This is a genomic window from Phyllobacterium sp. 1468, assembly GCF_031455525.1.
Taxonomy (GTDB): domain Bacteria; phylum Pseudomonadota; class Alphaproteobacteria; order Rhizobiales; family Rhizobiaceae; genus Phyllobacterium.
Window position 1 is genome coordinate 36,591 of record NZ_JAVDSX010000003.1, and the last position, 16,544, is coordinate 53,134.

16 protein-coding genes are annotated in these 16,544 nt (G+C 55.8%); all 16 read left to right on the top strand.

Going from position 1 to position 16,544, the window contains the following annotated elements:
- Positions 1 to 30 precede the first annotated feature (30 nt).
- The 16 genes from J2X72_RS09355 to J2X72_RS09430 all read left to right on the top strand — a co-directional run bounded on the left by J2X72_RS09355 (position 31) and on the right by J2X72_RS09430 (position 16,526).
- On the top strand, positions 31 to 2,208 hold the full coding sequence (locus J2X72_RS09355) for a malate synthase G (protein ID WP_405044680.1): 2,178 nt from the start codon (positions 31 to 33) through the stop codon (positions 2,206 to 2,208).
- Positions 2,209 to 2,220: 12 nt separating this feature from the next.
- Positions 2,221 to 2,733, top strand: coding sequence for a DUF3859 domain-containing protein (locus tag J2X72_RS09360; RefSeq protein WP_310071161.1), 513 nt, complete (start codon positions 2,221 to 2,223; stop codon positions 2,731 to 2,733).
- Positions 2,734 to 2,834: 101 nt separating this feature from the next.
- Complete coding sequence (tsaB, locus tag J2X72_RS09365; RefSeq protein ID WP_310071164.1) at positions 2,835 to 3,524, top strand: tRNA (adenosine(37)-N6)-threonylcarbamoyltransferase complex dimerization subunit type 1 TsaB; 690 nt, start codon at positions 2,835 to 2,837, stop codon at positions 3,522 to 3,524.
- Positions 3,521 to 4,024 (top strand): ribosomal protein S18-alanine N-acetyltransferase, encoded by a 504-nt coding sequence (gene rimI / locus J2X72_RS09370; RefSeq protein WP_310071167.1) that lies wholly within the window; start codon positions 3,521 to 3,523, stop codon positions 4,022 to 4,024. The genes tsaB and rimI overlap by 4 nt, the downstream gene beginning before the upstream one ends.
- Positions 4,025 to 4,873 (top strand): 1-acyl-sn-glycerol-3-phosphate acyltransferase, encoded by an 849-nt coding sequence (locus J2X72_RS09375; RefSeq protein WP_310071169.1) that lies wholly within the window; start codon positions 4,025 to 4,027, stop codon positions 4,871 to 4,873. It abuts the gene before it with no gap.
- 10 nt (positions 4,874 to 4,883) lie between these two features.
- Positions 4,884 to 6,323 carry a tRNA (N6-isopentenyl adenosine(37)-C2)-methylthiotransferase MiaB gene (gene miaB / locus J2X72_RS09380; RefSeq protein ID WP_405044681.1) on the top strand — a complete coding sequence of 480 codons (1,440 nt, stop codon included), beginning with the start codon at positions 4,884 to 4,886 and terminating at the stop codon, positions 6,321 to 6,323.
- Between the two features lie 28 nt (positions 6,324 to 6,351).
- Entirely contained in the window at positions 6,352 to 7,383 is a 1,032-nt protein-coding gene (locus J2X72_RS09385; RefSeq protein WP_183660991.1) for a PhoH family protein, read from the top strand.
- Positions 7,358 to 7,897: an rRNA maturation RNase YbeY gene (ybeY, locus tag J2X72_RS09390; RefSeq protein ID WP_310072166.1), complete on the top strand. Its 540-nt coding sequence runs from the start codon at positions 7,358 to 7,360 to the stop codon at positions 7,895 to 7,897. Before J2X72_RS09385 ends, ybeY begins: the two co-directional genes overlap by 26 nt.
- A gap of 5 nt (positions 7,898 to 7,902) precedes the next feature.
- The gene (locus J2X72_RS09395; protein ID WP_310071172.1) at positions 7,903 to 9,003 is read left to right on the top strand and encodes a hemolysin family protein; all 1,101 of its coding nucleotides are present in this window, start codon (positions 7,903 to 7,905) and stop codon (positions 9,001 to 9,003) included.
- A 64-nt stretch (positions 9,004 to 9,067) separates the two neighbouring features.
- Positions 9,068 to 10,654, top strand: coding sequence for an apolipoprotein N-acyltransferase (lnt, locus tag J2X72_RS09400; RefSeq protein ID WP_310072169.1), 1,587 nt, complete (start codon positions 9,068 to 9,070; stop codon positions 10,652 to 10,654).
- Positions 10,655 to 10,754: 100 nt separating this feature from the next.
- Positions 10,755 to 11,168 carry a helix-turn-helix domain-containing protein gene (locus J2X72_RS09405; RefSeq protein ID WP_209998210.1) on the top strand — a complete coding sequence of 138 codons (414 nt, stop codon included), beginning with the start codon at positions 10,755 to 10,757 and terminating at the stop codon, positions 11,166 to 11,168.
- 181 nt (positions 11,169 to 11,349) lie between these two features.
- The gene (gene metK, locus J2X72_RS09410; protein WP_209998209.1) at positions 11,350 to 12,615 is read left to right on the top strand and encodes a methionine adenosyltransferase; all 1,266 of its coding nucleotides are present in this window, start codon (positions 11,350 to 11,352) and stop codon (positions 12,613 to 12,615) included.
- Positions 12,616 to 12,632: 17 nt separating this feature from the next.
- On the top strand, positions 12,633 to 13,331 hold the full coding sequence (locus J2X72_RS09415; protein WP_310071175.1) for a tRNA (guanine(46)-N(7))-methyltransferase TrmB: 699 nt from the start codon (positions 12,633 to 12,635) through the stop codon (positions 13,329 to 13,331).
- 238 nt (positions 13,332 to 13,569) lie between these two features.
- A complete protein-coding gene (locus J2X72_RS09420; RefSeq protein ID WP_310071178.1) occupies positions 13,570 to 14,520 on the top strand; it encodes a tripartite tricarboxylate transporter substrate binding protein in 951 nt (316 codons plus the stop codon).
- Positions 14,517 to 14,999, top strand: coding sequence for a tripartite tricarboxylate transporter TctB family protein (locus J2X72_RS09425; protein WP_209998205.1), 483 nt, complete (start codon positions 14,517 to 14,519; stop codon positions 14,997 to 14,999). Before J2X72_RS09420 ends, J2X72_RS09425 begins: the two co-directional genes overlap by 4 nt.
- 9 nt (positions 15,000 to 15,008) lie before the next feature.
- Positions 15,009 to 16,526 (top strand): tripartite tricarboxylate transporter permease, encoded by a 1,518-nt coding sequence (locus tag J2X72_RS09430; protein WP_209998203.1) that lies wholly within the window; start codon positions 15,009 to 15,011, stop codon positions 16,524 to 16,526.
- Positions 16,527 to 16,544: the final 18 nt, after the last annotated feature.

Genomic DNA, 16,544 nt, shown 5'->3' on the forward strand with positions numbered 1-16,544 from the left:
GGTAGGCCTACGAAATCTAAGGAATGAATTATGGCTGAACGCATCGAGATCAATGGCTTGAAGGTGGCGAAGGAACTCCGCGACTTCGTAGCCAACGAAGCTATCCCCGGTACCGGTATCGATGCCGTGCAATTCTGGTCTGGCTTTGCACAAATTGTAGAAGATTTGGCTCCGAAGAACCGTGCACTCCTGCAAAAACGCGATGCATTTCAGCAAAAGCTGGACGATTTCTACACAAGCAAGCGCGACAGCGGCTACAGCCAAGAAGAATACGAGACCTTCCTGCGGGGGATTGGCTATCTGCTGCCAGAAGGCGCAGCATTCGCCGTTTCAACCAGCAATGTCGATCCTGAAATTGCTGTTGTCGCCGGCCCGCAGCTGGTCGTTCCGGTTATGAATGCTCGCTACGCGCTCAACGCCGCCAATGCGCGCTGGGGCTCGCTCTATGATGCATTGTATGGCACGGACGCCATTCCGGATGAAGGCGGGGCTGAAAAAACCAAGGCGTTCAATCCGGTTCGAGGATCGAAAGTGATTGCCTGGGCCAAGGCGTTTCTCGATGCGGCAGTGCCGCTCGCCACAGGTTCCTGGACCGATGTGACCGGTTTTGCCGTTGATGATGGAAAGCTGTCCATCCGCACGTTCTCCGGCGAAACGTCGCTGCGCAATGCGGCGCAGTTCGTGGCTTATGGCTTCGATGCAGAACGGCTCCATGAACTTATGTTCGTCAACAACGGCCTGCATATCGATGTTGTTTTTGATGCGAACCATCCTGTCGGAAGGTCAGACCCCGCTCATATAGCCGATGTCGTGCTCGAATCGGCATTGACGACCATTCAGGACTGCGAGGATTCCGTTGCGGCAGTGGATGCGGAAGACAAGGTGGCGGTCTATCGCAATTGGCTCGGCCTGATGAAGGGCGATCTGAAAGAGGAGTTTGAAAAGGGTGGTAAGACCGTCACCCGAGAACTCAATGACGATGTGCGGCTGAAATCGCCCGATGGCTCGCCTTTTGTGCATCCTGGACGTTCGCTCATGCTTGTGCGCAATGTCGGCCATCTGATGACTAATCCTGCTATCCTCGACAGCGAGGGTAATGAGGTTCCCGAAGGCATTATGGATGCAGCGATGACAGCGTTGGCGGCGCTCCACGACATAGGACCAGGCGGCCGCCACATGAATTCCCGCACCGGATCCATGTATGTGGTCAAGCCAAAAATGCACGGTCCGGAAGAGGTAGCATTCGCTTCTGAGCTGTTTGGAAGGGTTGAGACGCTGCTGGGTATGGAGCCGAACACCATAAAGATGGGAATCATGGATGAGGAACGACGCACCACGGTGAACTTGAAGGAATGCATACGTGCTGCAAAGGAACGCGTCGTCTTTATCAACACCGGCTTCCTCGACCGTACGGGCGATGAAATTCACACGTCAATGGAAGCCGGTCCCATGATCCGCAAGGGCGACATGAAACAGGCCGCCTGGATCGGCGCCTATGAGGACTGGAACGTCGATGTCGGTCTCGAGTGCGGACTTTCAGGTCATGCGCAGATCGGCAAGGGCATGTGGGCCATGCCCGACCAGATGGCAGCGATGCTCGAGCAAAAGATCGCGCATCCGAAAGCCGGTGCCAATACCGCCTGGGTACCATCCCCGACAGCGGCGACACTGCATGCCACCCACTACCACAGGGTCAATGTCGCTGACGTCCAAGCCAGTTTGAAAAAGCGTGGGCGCGCCAAGCTCAGCGATATTCTATCCGTACCCGTCGTATCCCGGCCCAATTGGACGCCGGAGGATATTCAGCGCGAACTCGATAACAATGCTCAAGGGATACTTGGTTATGTCGTGCGTTGGGTCGACCAAGGCGTCGGCTGTTCCAAGGTACCGGATATCAACAATGTGGGCTTGATGGAAGACCGCGCAACGCTTCGTATCTCCGCGCAGCATATCGCCAATTGGCTGCATCATGGTGTGGCCAGTGAGGCGCAAGTGCTTGAGACGCTCAAACGCATGGCAGCGGTCGTCGACAAGCAGAACGCTGGCGATCCCCTTTATCGCCCAATGGCCGCTGATTTCGATGGTTCAATTGCCTTTCAAGCAGCATGCGACCTCGTTTTCAACGGTCGCGAACAGCCCAATGGCTATACGGAACCGGTCTTGCATCGCCGTAGGCTCGAGCTGAAAGCAAAGCAGACCCCAACCTAGGTCCACGGACAGATGATTCAACACGTCAGATATCTTGTGTTCCTCACCGCTGCGATGGCGTGGAATACTGGCCTGGCTGAAGAAAGACAAACCTCGACAGTAGAGATCGTCGACTGGGGGCTGACAAACCCGAAAGAGGTCGGATCCGAAGTGTCACCCGATACGCCAACAGGTGTGAACCGGCTGGTCGAAGGTCCTGTCGATGTCACGCGAACCACGAAAGTCCGAGCGTGCATCGGCAGGAGTTTCGGTGTTCTGTACAGGACGTCAGATATCGGTGAGGCTGTCCTTCCCATCACGGTCGTGGTTTTCCATCCAATGATCAAAACACAGGACGGCCGATCGATGCTGAAAAGCAGCTGGCCTGACAGTGCGACCTCCCTGCGCCGTTACGCCGGTTGGGTTTTCGAAAGGGACTTCGAACTCGTCTCGGGTGAGTGGACGATCTCGTTGCGTGACCTGTCAGGTAGGGAACTGGTATCAAAAAGTTTCGATGTGATTGCCGGCAGCTGCCCGATTTCATAGAAAGGCGAATGGGCTTGGGATTGCGCGCACCGTGAGTTCTATATCTGAACTGCCACATCCGCCTACTTGTGTGCTGCGCGATTCTTGTTTAGGCGAGGCGCATGAAACTGCTTGCGCTCGATACCGCTGCCAATCTCTGCTCCGTCGCTGTGCTCGACGTTGAGAGCAGGACTATACTGGCAGCGTCTAGCGAAGATATAGGCAAAGGGCATGCCGAGCGATTGATGGCCGCGATCGAGCATGTGGCCGCTGCGGCCCAAATTTCCATCACCGATATAGGCAAGATCTCTGTCAGCATCGGCCCGGGCTCATTCACCGGCGTCCGCGTCGGCGTCTCCGCGGCGCGGGGCTTGGCGCTTGCGCTCAAATGTCCGGCAGTTGGGATCAGCACCCTTCAGGCACTCGCTTATGATGCTGCCAGGCAATTTTCGCATCGACCAATTCTTTCGATTATCGATGCACGGCGTGACGAGCTCTATGCTCAATTCTTCGGCGAGGATGGATCGGCGGCATCGGAGCCAATGGTGACGACATTGCCCTTGATTATAAAACAATTGGAAGAACGAGGCAGCGAGCATGTGCTCGCGGGTTCGGGTGCAATTCCAATCGAAAAAGAGCTTGGTCGTCCTTTCGACATTGCCGCAATGACGGCAACTGGAAGCATAGAAGCATTCGCGCGGCTTGGCGCATTGCGTAAGGAAGAGGGCACAGCGCCAAGGCCGCTCTATCTGCGGGGACTTGATGTGAAGCAGCAGGAGGGTTTTGTTTTAAAAAGGAAAATCGTCGAATGATCGGCTTTCCATTCGACACCATGCGATCGCAATCGTTTGTGATTGAGCCGGTTCTTCCCGAGGATGCGCCGCATCTGGCCAGGATTCATGAGAGGACATTTCGGCAACCGTGGAGCGACGAGGAGTTTCATGCCCTTATCGTCGATGACAAGGTTTTCGGGTTTATCGCGCGAGAAGAGGGCAACCGCAAAGCACAGCCAGGCGGGTTCGTATTGGCACGTCTTGTGTTGGATGAGGCGGAAATACTCACTATCGCTGTCTCACCCCAGTCACAGCGCAAGGGTCTTGGCCACGCTTTGATGGATGCAGCGCTTCGTTATCTTCACAATGCGCGCGCGAATATGCTGTTCCTCGAGGTCGATGAGCTCAATATACCGGCACTTGGACTTTATCGCAGGCTTGGCTTCAAGCAGGTTGGAAAACGACCGGGCTATTATGAAACGGCTGCAGGGCGCTCGGCTGCCTTGACCATGCGCCGCGATTTGAAAAAGAGCCGCTGAATGATCGCGTGGTTGCGTTTTCTGGTGACGGCGTCGGCGTTCGTTGTCGTTATTATATTCCTGGTACCCTTGCAGTTCCTGTTTCTGAAAACCGGCTGGCGGCCACGCACCACCACGCCGATTTTGTTTCATCGGATCGTACGGCGTCTCCTTGGTTTTCGAGTGCATATCCATGGCGATATGGCAAAGGGACGGCCCCTTCTGTTGACGGCCAATCATTCCTCGTGGACGGATATCGTCATTCTCGGCTCTCTGCACGAGATGGCTTTTATCGCCAAGGCGGAAGTGGCGAACTGGCCGCTGTTTGGCATGTTAGCCAAGCTGCAGCGGACGGTGTTCATCGAGCGGGAGAAGCGCGGCAAGACGCATCATCAAGCCAGTGAAATAGCGACCCGGCTCGCCGGAGGCGACGCGATGGTGTTGTTTGCCGAGGGAACAACCTCCGACGGCAATCGTGTCCTTCCGTTCAAAACATCGCTTTTTGGCGCGGCGCAAGTGGCCATCCGTGATGCGGGTGCTGAAACGGTCACTGTACAGCCGGTGGCGATCGCCTATACACGAGTTCATGGTATACCAATGGGGCGGTCGCATAGGCCGCTCGTTGCTTGGCCGGGTGACGTACCGCTGGGCCCAAGTTTGATTGGTCTTCTCAAAGATGGCGCTATCGATGTCGATGTCTGGTTTGGCGAACCAGTCGTCATCGACAGGAATAGTGACCGCAAGGCTTTAGCACGGACGATGGAGGAGCGCGTCCGCGCAATGGTGCGGTCTTCGGTGATGGGACGTGATTTCGTCAATCCGGAAGTCGAAAGCGACTCTGCTATTCTCAACGGCGCCAAAAAGCTTTAGAAGCCTGCAAATGGACGACATGAACATCAAAACCGAGTCGGGCGAAGCTTCCGGCACTGCTCCGCATTCGCCAGCGCTCGCGAACACGCGCAAGGTCTATGTGAAGACCTATGGCTGCCAGATGAATGTCTATGACAGTCAGCGGATGACCGACAGCCTCGCCGCCGAAGGCTATAGTCCGACCGATACTGCCGATGAAGCGGATCTCGTGCTGATCAACACCTGCCATATTCGCGAAAAGGCTTCCGAAAAACTCTATTCGGCTCTCGGCCGCCTGCGCAAGATGAAAGATGCGCGGGCAAAGCAGGGCCGCGAACTGACTGTCGGTGTTGCCGGTTGTGTTGCGCAGGCAGAAGGTGATGAGATCACGCGCCGAGCGCCGGTGGTGGATCTCGTCGTCGGTCCCCAGACGTATCATCGTCTGCCCCAGGCATTGGCCCGCGTCCGCCAGGGTGAGCGCGTGGTTGAGACAGAATATGCGATAGAAGACAAATTCGAGCATCTGCCGGCGCCTGCAAAAGAGCAGACAAGAAGCCGTGGCGTGACGGCGTTTTTGACGGTGCAGGAAGGCTGCGACAAATTCTGCACCTTTTGTGTGGTCCCATACACACGTGGTTCGGAAGTCTCCCGTCCCGTCGCCCAAATTCTGAAAGAAGCCGAAAAACTTGCCGATGCGGGCGTGCGTGAGTTGACCTTGCTCGGTCAAAACGTCAATGCCTGGCACGGCGAGGGTCCCGACGGCCGCGAATGGGGCTTGGGTAAACTACTCTACCGTTTGGCCGAAATCCCCGGAATCGTGCGGCTTCGTTACGTCACCAGTCATCCGCGCGATATGGATGATACGCTGATCAGCGCGCATCGCGATCTTGATATGCTGATGCCCTATCTGCATTTGCCGGTGCAGTCCGGTTCCGATCGCATCCTGAAAGCCATGAACCGCAAGCATACAAGCGCCGACTATTTGCGTTTGATCGAGCGCATTCGCGCTGCCCGTTCTGATATCGCCCTGTCCGGTGACTTCATTGTGGGATTTCCGGGAGAGACGGAAGAAGATTTCGAGGCAACGATGCAGATCGTACGCGATGCTACATATGCTGCGGCCTATTCGTTCAAATATTCACCGCGTCCGGGCACGCCCGGTGCCGATTTGACGGGCCATATCGATGAAGCGGTGAAGGACGAAAGACTTCAGCGCCTGCAGGGCCTGCTCAGTGAGCAACAATACGCGTTTCAACGCAGCCTTGTTGGAAAGAGCATGGATGTGCTGATCGAAAAGGCCGGGAGATTATCCGGCCAGATGGTCGGAAGATCTCCCTGGTTACAACCTGTAATTATCGATGTACACGGGGGAAGAATCGGCGACATTATCAATGTACGAATCATCGACACCGGGACCAACAGTCTGATTGGCATTCGGGAGATGAACTCGGCGAGCAATGGGACTATATAAAGGCTGAACACTTATTCAGGAGAGCCGTTTGAACGCCACCGAAAAACTGAAACCCGCTCCCTCGGGAGCCCCCCATGGAGCTTCAGATCTGGCGCATATCGTACTGACATTTGATAATAACCGGCTGGCGAGTGCGCTGTTCGGCCAGTTCGATGAAAATCTCGCCCGCATTGAGCAGAAGCTCGGTGTCGATGTTCGGTCAAAAGGCAATCAGCTCGCCATTCGGGGTGAGCCTGGGGCAACGGAACAGGCACGCAGGACGCTCGATCAGCTCTACGAGCTCTTGCAAAAAGGCCATGACATCTCCGCATCCGATGTTGATGGCGCACTGCGCATGGCAATCGCCGCCGACGACCAGTTGACGCTCCCCACGATGGAAAACAAAAGCAAGATGGCTGCAGCCCAGATATCGACCCGCAAAAAGACGATCTTTGCTCGCACGCCGACGCAGGATGCCTATATGCGAGCGCTCGATCGCTCGGAAATGGTGTTCGGTGTCGGGCCTGCAGGTACTGGCAAGACTTATCTTGCAGTCGCGCACGCAGCCATGCTGCTGGAGCGCGGACTTGTAGATCGGATTATTCTGTCGCGTCCAGCCGTGGAGGCCGGCGAACGACTCGGCTTCCTGCCGGGGGACATGAAGGAAAAGGTCGATCCCTATCTGCGACCGCTCTACGATGCGCTCTACGACATGATGCCCGCCGACAAAGTGGAGCGGGCGATTGCGGCTGGCGTCATTGAGATAGCGCCGCTCGCCTTCATGCGCGGCCGGACACTCGCTCACTCGGCAATCATTCTTGACGAGGCGCAGAACACGACTGCCATGCAGATGAAGATGTTTCTGACGCGTTTGGGTGAAAACGGCCGAATGATCATCACCGGTGATCCGAGCCAGATCGATTTGCCTCCTGGCCAAAAATCCGGATTGGTGGAGGCGCTGAGAATTCTAGATGGTGTCAGCGGGATCGTGACAGTGCGCTTTACGGATGTAGATGTCGTACGGCATCCGCTGGTTGCCGCAATTGTCCGTGCCTATGACAAGGAAGGCGCCAAGCCCTGAACTTGGCGATATTGTCTTGATCGATATCGATATACTGGTTGAAACGGACGACTGGGGTGATGAGTCCATGTTGCGCCAAGTGGCGACCAGTGCCATTGCCGCAGCGTGGCAAGCGCTTGAGCGAGGGCAACAACCCGCAAGCGAACTCAGTCTGGTCTTCACCGATGATGCCGCGATCAAGGAACTCAACAATGACTGGCGCGACAAGGACAAGCCCACCAATGTCCTGTCATTTCCAGCTTTTGCGCTAAAGCCTGGTCAGAAGCCTGGGCCAATGCTCGGCGATATTGTCATCGCATATGAAACAGTGGCGCGCGAAGCTGTGGATGAAGGCAAGCCTTTCGATCACCACGTCAGCCATCTCATCGTTCATGGATTTCTGCATTTGCTCGGCTATGATCATCTTAGCGAGACGCAAGCGGAAGAGATGGAAGGACTTGAACGCAAAGCCCTTGAACGTCTTGCCATCCCCGACCCATATGCGCTATCCGTCATTGACGATCAATTCGATTGAGGACCATGACTGACACGTCACACCAGAACGATTCTGCCGCCGCTCCCGCAAGGGGAATGTCGGGGCAGGAGAGCGATGCCGAAGGGCAGAGTAGTACCAGAGCGCAAGGTCCAGAAAAGCGCTCGCTTCTTTCCACCATTTTTCCATTTTTGCGCGCCCGCCCCGGTACGTCTCTTCGGGAAGACCTGGATGCGGCCTTGGCCGAAAGCCAGCATGGAGACACGGCGTTTTCGCCCGAAGAGCGCGCCATGCTGCACAACATCCTGCGCCTGCGGGAGTTGCGGGTCGAGGATGTCATGATCCCCCGCTCTGATATCGAAGCCGTAGAGATTTCCACGACACTTGGCGACCTTCTCGAGGTTTTTGAGGAGTCTGGCCATTCACGTATGCCAGTGTTCGCGGAAACACTCGACGACCCTCGGGGCATGGTCCACATACGGGATGTTGTCAATCACATCACCAATATTTCACGCGTAAAAACCCCACGCAGGAGCGCTGCGCGCGCAGCCAAAACACCCGTTGCAGCAAAGTTCAACCTTTCCAATGTCGATCTCACGAAGACGATCGCCGATCTAAGTCTCATGCGGCCGGTTCTTTTCGTGCCGCCATCGATGCTTGCCAACGATCTGATGGGCCGAATGCAGGCACAACGCATCCAGATTGCTCTTGTCATTGACGAGTATGGCGGAACCGACGGTCTGGTTTCACTGGAAGACATCGTCGAGATGGTGGTCGGTAATATTGAAGACGAGCATGACGACGATGAAGTAATGCTCGTTGAAGACCCGGAAGGCGTTTTCATTGCCGATGCTCGCGCCGATCTCGATGAGGTTTCCGAGAAGATCGGAGCTGGATTCGTCGTTGGTGAACACGGTGAGGATGTCGATACCGTTGGCGGGCTTATTTTCTCGATCCTCGGCCGTATTCCGGTACGGGGCGAGATGGTGCAGGCGGTCCCTGGGTATGAGTTTCACGTGTTGGAGGCTGACCCCCGACGCATTCGCAAGGTCCGTATTGTGCCTTTACGCCACGCGGCGGAACGCCGGCCAATCCGCCCTGTCAAGCAAGAAGATCCTGCGGGCCAGCCGTCGGATCATGGCCAATGATCGTTTTCCTCGTGTCGCGCCTGTGAATGTAACGATATCCCGAGCCGAAAAAGAGACGGGCGTAGTGCAACGGTTGGCGGGGAAAATCATTCTTCTGTCGGGCTGGAGGCGGGTTGCGCTGGCGTTTCTTATGGGCGCCCTCGCAAGCTATGCGCTTCCGCCCTATGATTTCTTTGCCGTTTGTTTCATATCGTTCCCCGTTCTTGTCTGGCTTGTTGATGGGGCCGTCGATAATGCCGGCGCTGGACCGATCCGCCGCTTGCTACCGGCCGCGATGGTCGGTTGGTGGTTCGGCTTTGGCTATTTCGTATTCGGGCTCTGGTGGATCGGCAATGCTTTGCTCGTCGACGCTGCCAATTTCGCCTGGGCCATACCTTTCGCCATTCTCGGACTTCCTGCTTTCCTTGCCATTTTTTATGCCCTTGCGGCAGCGCTCGCGCGGCTCCTGTGGAGCGATGGTCTTGGCCGAATATTCGCGCTGTCCTTTGGCTTCGGCATTGCCGAATGGCTGCGATCGTTCGTTTTGACGGGCTTTCCCTGGAACGCGATAGGCTACGCGGCTATGCCGGTGCCGGTCCTGATGCAATCATCGGTCATCGTCGGGCTGCTCGGGATGAATGTGCTAGCCGTGATCGTTTTTTCAATGCCAGCGTTGCTGGCAGGTCGGCATGGTCTGAGAACCGGCACTGTTCTCGCCCTTGTCCTGATGTCTGTCCACGTCGGATTCGGCGTCTATCGTCTCAGCAATGCAAAGGTCGAGGCCAAGGGGCTGCAAGTGCGGGTGGTCCAACCATCGATCGCGCAGGATCTTAAATGGGATGCCGACGCTCGGCGGGGCATAATGGATAAATACCTCGCCATGACCGGTGAAGCGCCCAAGGACGGTAAGCCCAAGCCGCAGCTCATCGTTTGGCCGGAAACGGCAGTTCCTTATATTCTGACGAAAACGCCGGAAGCACTGAAGAGCATTGCCGACATTCTGACGGATGATCAGGTTTTGTTAGCTGGCGCCGTTCGAATGGAAGAGCCCGGCGGCAGTGATGCGCCGCTTTACTACAATTCAATCTACGCAATCGACGCCGAAGGAGAAATTACGGGAGCGGCCGACAAGGTCCATCTCGTTCCGTTTGGAGAATACGTGCCGCTGGAGAATATTCTGCGCAGGTTTGGCATCAGCGAAGTTATCGAGCTTCCCGGCGGCTTCACAGCAGCGGCGACCCGTCGTTCGCTAACCGTGAGAGACAATTTCACCGCGTTGCCCCTCATCTGTTACGAAGCGATTTTTCCAGCCGAAATGTCCTATGAAGGTCCGCGTGCCGACGCCATTGTCAACGTCACGAACGATGCCTGGTATGGAGACACTCCCGGCCCTTACCAGCATTTCCGGCAGGCGCAATTGCGCGCCGTGGAGCAGGGTTTGCCTCTTGTAAGGGCTGCCAACAACGGGCTCTCGGCTGTTGTAGATCCGTATGGCCGAATCATTGATGCATTGGCGCTCAACGCTGTAGGCGTGATCGATGTCGCTCTTCCAACAAAAGTGGAACTACCAGTTCGTGCAGCTGCGCGCCATTTTCAATTCTGGATTGTAATTGGCATTGTTCTGGTTGTAACGCTGGCTTATTTTTTTCACTATAGAGCGAGGGTTGGTTGACATTTTAGACGTGGACCTATCGAATAAAGCCTTATTTGGCCCGTTGATACATTGATGATAAAATTCGTTTTAAGCTTCATTTCATACGAATGAGATTTTTATGACTGATACTAATAAGAAGAGACCAAACCCAGTAGATGTACACGTGGGTGCACGCATTAGGTTGCGACGCAACATGATTGGATTGAGCCAAGAGAAGCTTGGCGAAAGTCTTGGAATAACATTTCAGCAAATTCAGAAGTACGAAAAGGGGATGAACCGGGTCGGCGCCAGTCGCTTGCAGGCTATTGGCAATATTCTCAATGTACCCGTCACATTTTTCTTCGACGACATGCCCGGACAATCCGACAAGCCCAAGGGTTTTGAGGAGGAGAGTGAGACAACCTATGTTGTCGGCTTCCTTAACAGTTCCGAGGGGATTCAGCTTGCCCGTGCATTCGCTAAAATCGGCGATGCAAAGGTAAGGCGGAAAATTCTCGACCTTGTCCGTACGTTGGGTCACGAAGAAGAATAATCAGCTGAAAAATGTGTTCGGAGAGGAAGGCGCATTCCAACGATTTAGAAAAAAATTCTCAAACCGCCATTTGTTTAAAACCGAAAGCAATTGACTGATCCCCTCGTCCTTGGCAAAGACTGTGCTGCCCAATTCAGACTTTGCTGATTGAGCATTCGTTCGCTTTCAAGAGGGGTTCCCCGTGACACGCAGTTCTTATCTTTTTACCAGTGAGTCCGTATCTGAAGGTCATCCAGACAAGGTCTGTGACCGCATTTCCGATGAAATCGTAGACATGATCTACAAAGAGGCAAAGAAAACCGGCGTTGACCCGTGGACTGTGCGCATTGCTTGCGAAACGCTGGCAACCACCAACCGTGTCGTGATCGCCGGCGAAGTGCGTGTGCCTGACACATTGCTGAAGAAAGACAAGGACGGCGTCGTGCTGAAAGACGCCAAGGGCCATCCGGTCATCAATCCCTCGCGCTTTCGCGCCGCTGCCCGCCGCGCCATCCGCGATATCGGTTACGAGCAGGACGGTTTTAACTGGAAGACCGCGAAAATCGATGTACTCCTGCATCCGCAATCAGCGGACATTGCGCAGGGCGTCGACAACGCTGCCGATCGCCAGGGTGAAGAAGGTGCTGGCGATCAAGGCATCATGTTCGGCTATGCCTGCCGCGAGACCCCAGACCTGATGCCAGCGCCTATCTATTATTCCCACAAAATTCTCGAACTTCTGGCTGGTGCTCGCCACAAGGGCGAGGGCGAAGCTGGCAAGCTCGGACCGGATGCCAAAAGCCAGGTTACCGTTCGATATGTGGACGGCGTCGCCGCGGAAGCTACGCAGATCGTGCTTTCGACGCAGCACATGGACGCGAGCTGGGATTCCAAAAAAGTTCGCAAGGTGGTCGAGCCGTATATCCGTGCAGCGATGGGCGATCTGAAGATTGCCGACGATTGTGTCTGGTACATCAATCCTACCGGCAAATTCGTTATCGGCGGGCCCGATGGGGATGCCGGTCTGACCGGACGCAAGATCATCGTCGATACTTATGGCGGTGCGGCGCCTCATGGCGGCGGTGCATTCTCCGGCAAGGACACAACCAAGGTTGATCGTTCCGCCGCCTATGCTGCCCGCTATCTTGCGAAGAATGTCGTTGCTGCCGGGTTTGCCGACCGCTGCACGATCCAGCTCTCCTATGCGATCGGCGTCGCCCAGCCGCTATCGGTTTACGTTGATCTGCACGGAACCGGCAGCGTGAATGAGGATCAGGTGGAAGCCGCGCTGCGCAAGGTGATGGATCTCTCGCCAAGTGGCATCCGCAAGCATCTCGACCTCAACAAGCCGATATACGCCAAGACGTCGGCCTATGGCCATTTCGGTCGCAAGCCCGGCCGCGACGGCTCTTTCTCCTGGGAGAAGACCGATCTGGCCAAGCAATTGAAGTCCGCTCTGGCCGCCTGAGCGGCCATTGCGATCCTATGACTGAGGCACGGCGCGAGCGTTCAACGGAGGCCTTCTTCGGTAGAAGAAGCGGTAAAGCGTTGCGTCCCTTGCAGCGCTCCATCCGTGATGAGCTCTTGCCGCTGCTCAAGCTTGACATCGGTGTACAAGCGCCAGACGACCTTCGCAGTTTGTTTTCTGCGGAGGTCGAAACGGTCCGTATGGAAATTGGCTTTGGCGGCGGCGAACACCTGTTGCACGAGGCCCGGCGTTGTCCGCAATCCGGATTCATCGGCGTGGAGCCGTTCGTCAACAGCATGGCGAAACTCGTCGTCGATCTCCATGATGACCCGATACGGAACATTCGGCTCTATGATGATGATGCGACACAGGTCCTCGACTGGTTGCCGGACAACTCCCTGGACGGTATTGATCTGTTCTATCCTGATCCATGGCCGAAGAAGAAGCACTGGAAACGCCGCTTCGTTAGCCAGAAGAATCTCGACCGTTTTGCCCGTGTACTGAAATCGGGAAGTTATTTCCGGTTTGCTTCCGACATCGACACCTATGTGAATTGGACGCTGCAACATTGCCAGGCGCACGGACAATTTAAGTGGCGGGCGAAGACTTCGGCAGACTGGCATACGCCCTATGAAGCGTGGCCAGGCACCCGTTACGAACAAAAAGCCCATCGCGAAGGCCGTATTGGCGCCTACCTGACTTTTTTGCGCGTGTAGTATCAATCTGCAGTACGATCACGGTTAATTCGTCATTTCGCGTGACAGCTTCCTGACAGTTTCCTAGTATCATCTTAAGGATGAGGAGACCGCTGGGAGGCTGTCCGTATATTCAACTCATCGAACCATGGATATTGGCGTCTGCCATCCGGTTCGATAGGCTTTGGCATCTTCCCGTTTTCTTCAGTATCTATCAAAAACAGGCGGCCGGATGGCCGTCATGGGAGGGATTTCCAGAATGCGTAGAATCATGCTTGCCTGTGTGGCCGCCGGGGCGATGGTCCTGTCCGGCCAGGCCTTCGCCGCCGATTACAAGATCATGGCTCCAGCAGCGCCAGGTGGCGGTTGGGATCAGACCGCTCGCACCATCCAGAGCTCCCTGCAGGATGAGAAGATTTCCGGTAGCGTTCAGGTCGTGAATGTTCCCGGTGCCGGCGGTACTATTGGCTTGGCGCAATTCGCCAACTCGGCCAAGGGCGATCCTTCGCAGCTCATGGTTGGCGGCTACGTCATGGTGGGCGCCATTCTGACCAATGCATCGCCCGTAACGCTTGATCAGGTTACTCCGATCGCTCGCCTGACAGGTGAGTACGAGGCTGTGGTTGTTCCGGCTGCGTCCCCGATCAAGACGATGGCTGAACTGGTCGAAAAGCTGAAGGCTGACCCAGGGGCGGTTTCCTGGGCCGGCGGCTCGGCCGGCGGCACCGATCAGATCACAGCTGGTCTGATTGCAAAAGCTGTTGGCGTCGATCCAACAAAGATCAATTACGTTGCCTTCTCCGGTGGCGGTGAAGCTTTGGCCGCGCTCCTTGGCGGACAGGTTACCGTCGGCATTTCCGGTTACGGCGAATTCGAATCGCAGATCAAGTCAGGCGCTCTTCGCATCATTGGTATTTCCAGCGACTCAAAGGTTGAAGGCATCGATGCGCCGACGTTCAAGGAGGGCGGTGTCGATGTCGCTATCCAGAATTGGCGTATGATCGCGGCCCCTCCCGGCATCACACCGGAACAGGAAGCGGCGATCAGTGCAGACGTTGAAAAATTGGCAAAGTCAAAGACCTGGCAGGAACAGCTTAAAGCCAAGGGCTGGGCTGACACCTATCTTGCCGGTGACGAGTTCAAGGCTCAGCTGAAAAAGGATACCGACGCAACAGCAGCTATCCTGAAAGATATTGGCCTCGTGAAATGACACAAGAGACACCGAGTTCCGAAGCGCGCCGCCCCGATCGGGCGGCGCTGGCAATTGCCGCTGGTATCGCAATTGTTGCTGCGATAATTGCCTATAATACGGCCACCGCCGTTGGCGGCAGTGCGACACGCATCGGTCCGGCAGTTTTTCCTTATACGATTGCCGGCGGTCTTTTTATTCTTGCGATCTGGACCGCGTTTGAGGCGATGCGTGGTGATTTTCCTGAACGCGAGGAACAGCAGATCCAGCCACTTGTCTGGATTGTAGGCGGTCTCGCCGCCCAGATGCTGCTTTTGCATATAACGGGCTTTGCCATCGCGACAGGACTGCTTTTCGCCGCTACGGCCCGTGGCTTCGGCAAGGGACCACTCTGGATGACAATTCCCGCTGGCATTGTTTTATCATTCATAATCTGGGTCATTTTTGCCAAGGGACTGCAGTTGTCCCTCCCGGCTGGACCGCTTGAACGTCTCATTTAAGGACCGGCTATGGATAGTTTTGCCCTATTAGCACATGGTTTTGCCGTCGCATTCCAGCCGTTCAATCTGCTTTATGCACTCATCGGCGTAACATTGGGTACAGCCGTCGGCGTCCTGCCCGGCATCGGACCAGCCCTCACGGTCGCCTTGTTGCTGCCGGTTACATATAAACTCGATCCTGCAGGGTCGCTCATTATGTTTGCCGGTATCTATTATGGCGGCATGTATGGCGGGTCGACAACGTCGATTCTTTTGAATACGCCAGGGGAAAGCGCATCGATCGTTACTGCGCTCGAAGGCAACAAGATGGCTCGTGCAGGGCGAGGTGGTCCCGCCCTGGCGACGGCCGCGATCGGTTCCTTTGTGGCGGGTTTAATCGCCACGATGGCGCTGGCGTTGATTGCTCCGACCATTGTCAAATTTGCGCTTTCCTTTGGCGAGGCCGAATATTTTGCCCTCATGATGTTGGCGTTCATGACGGTTTCAGCAGCGTTTGGCGATTCCACCTTGCGCGGATTGACCGCACTGTTCATTGGCCTCGCACTTGGCTTGATAGGCGCCGATGGCCTGTCGGGACAGGTGCGCCTGGGCTTTGGCATCCCTGATCTGACAGACGGCGTTGAGATTACAACGCTTGCCGTTGCCCTGTTTGCGATCGGTGAAACATTGAGTGTCGCTGCATCGAAAAGCACGGGCGAAGGAAAAATCGAGCCCGTCAAAGGGTCAGTCTGGATGAACAGGGAAGATTGGTCACGCTCCTGGAAACCCTGGCTTCGGGGTACATTTATCGGTTTCCCGATCGGAGCGATGCCAGCGGGCGGTGCCGAGATCGGCACGTTCCTGTCTTATTCGGTAGAGAAGCAACTTTCGAAAAAACCTGAGGAATTCGGCCACGGCGCCATTGAAGGCGTTGCCGGTCCTGAGGCGGCCAACAATGCATCGGCCGCTGGCACGCTTGTTCCCCTGCTGACACTTGGTCTTCCGACAAGCGCAACCGCAGCCATCATGCTGGCAGGATTTCAGCAGTTCGGTTTGCAGCCCGGTCCACTGCTGTTTGCAACCAATCCGCAGCTGGTTTGGGGTTTGATCGCGAGCCTGCTCGTGGCTAATCTCATGTTGCTGGTTCTGAATTTGCCGCTGGTCGGATTATGGGTCCGGTTGCTATCCATCCCAAGGCATTGGCTTTATGCCGGTATCCTGGTCTTTGCGACACTCGGAACCATTGGCGCCAATCCCTCGACATTCGAGCTGGGCATGTTGCTGCTGTTTGGCCTGCTCGGCTATTTTCTGCGGCTTTTTGGCTATCCGATAGCGCCGGTGGTCGTCGGACTGATTCTCGGACCAATGGCGGAGATCCATTTCCGGCGCGCGCTACAGATCAGCCAGGGTGATTTCACTGTCTTTGTCGGGTCGCCGATCTCGGTGATACTGCTGTTGCTCGCGGTATGCGCAGTTGTCGTCCCGCTTATCCTGCGGGCGCGCGGCAAGGGTAAAGTCCTGGCTGCCCTCGCTGCGAACGAGGATTGAAACGGTCTGCTACTCCAT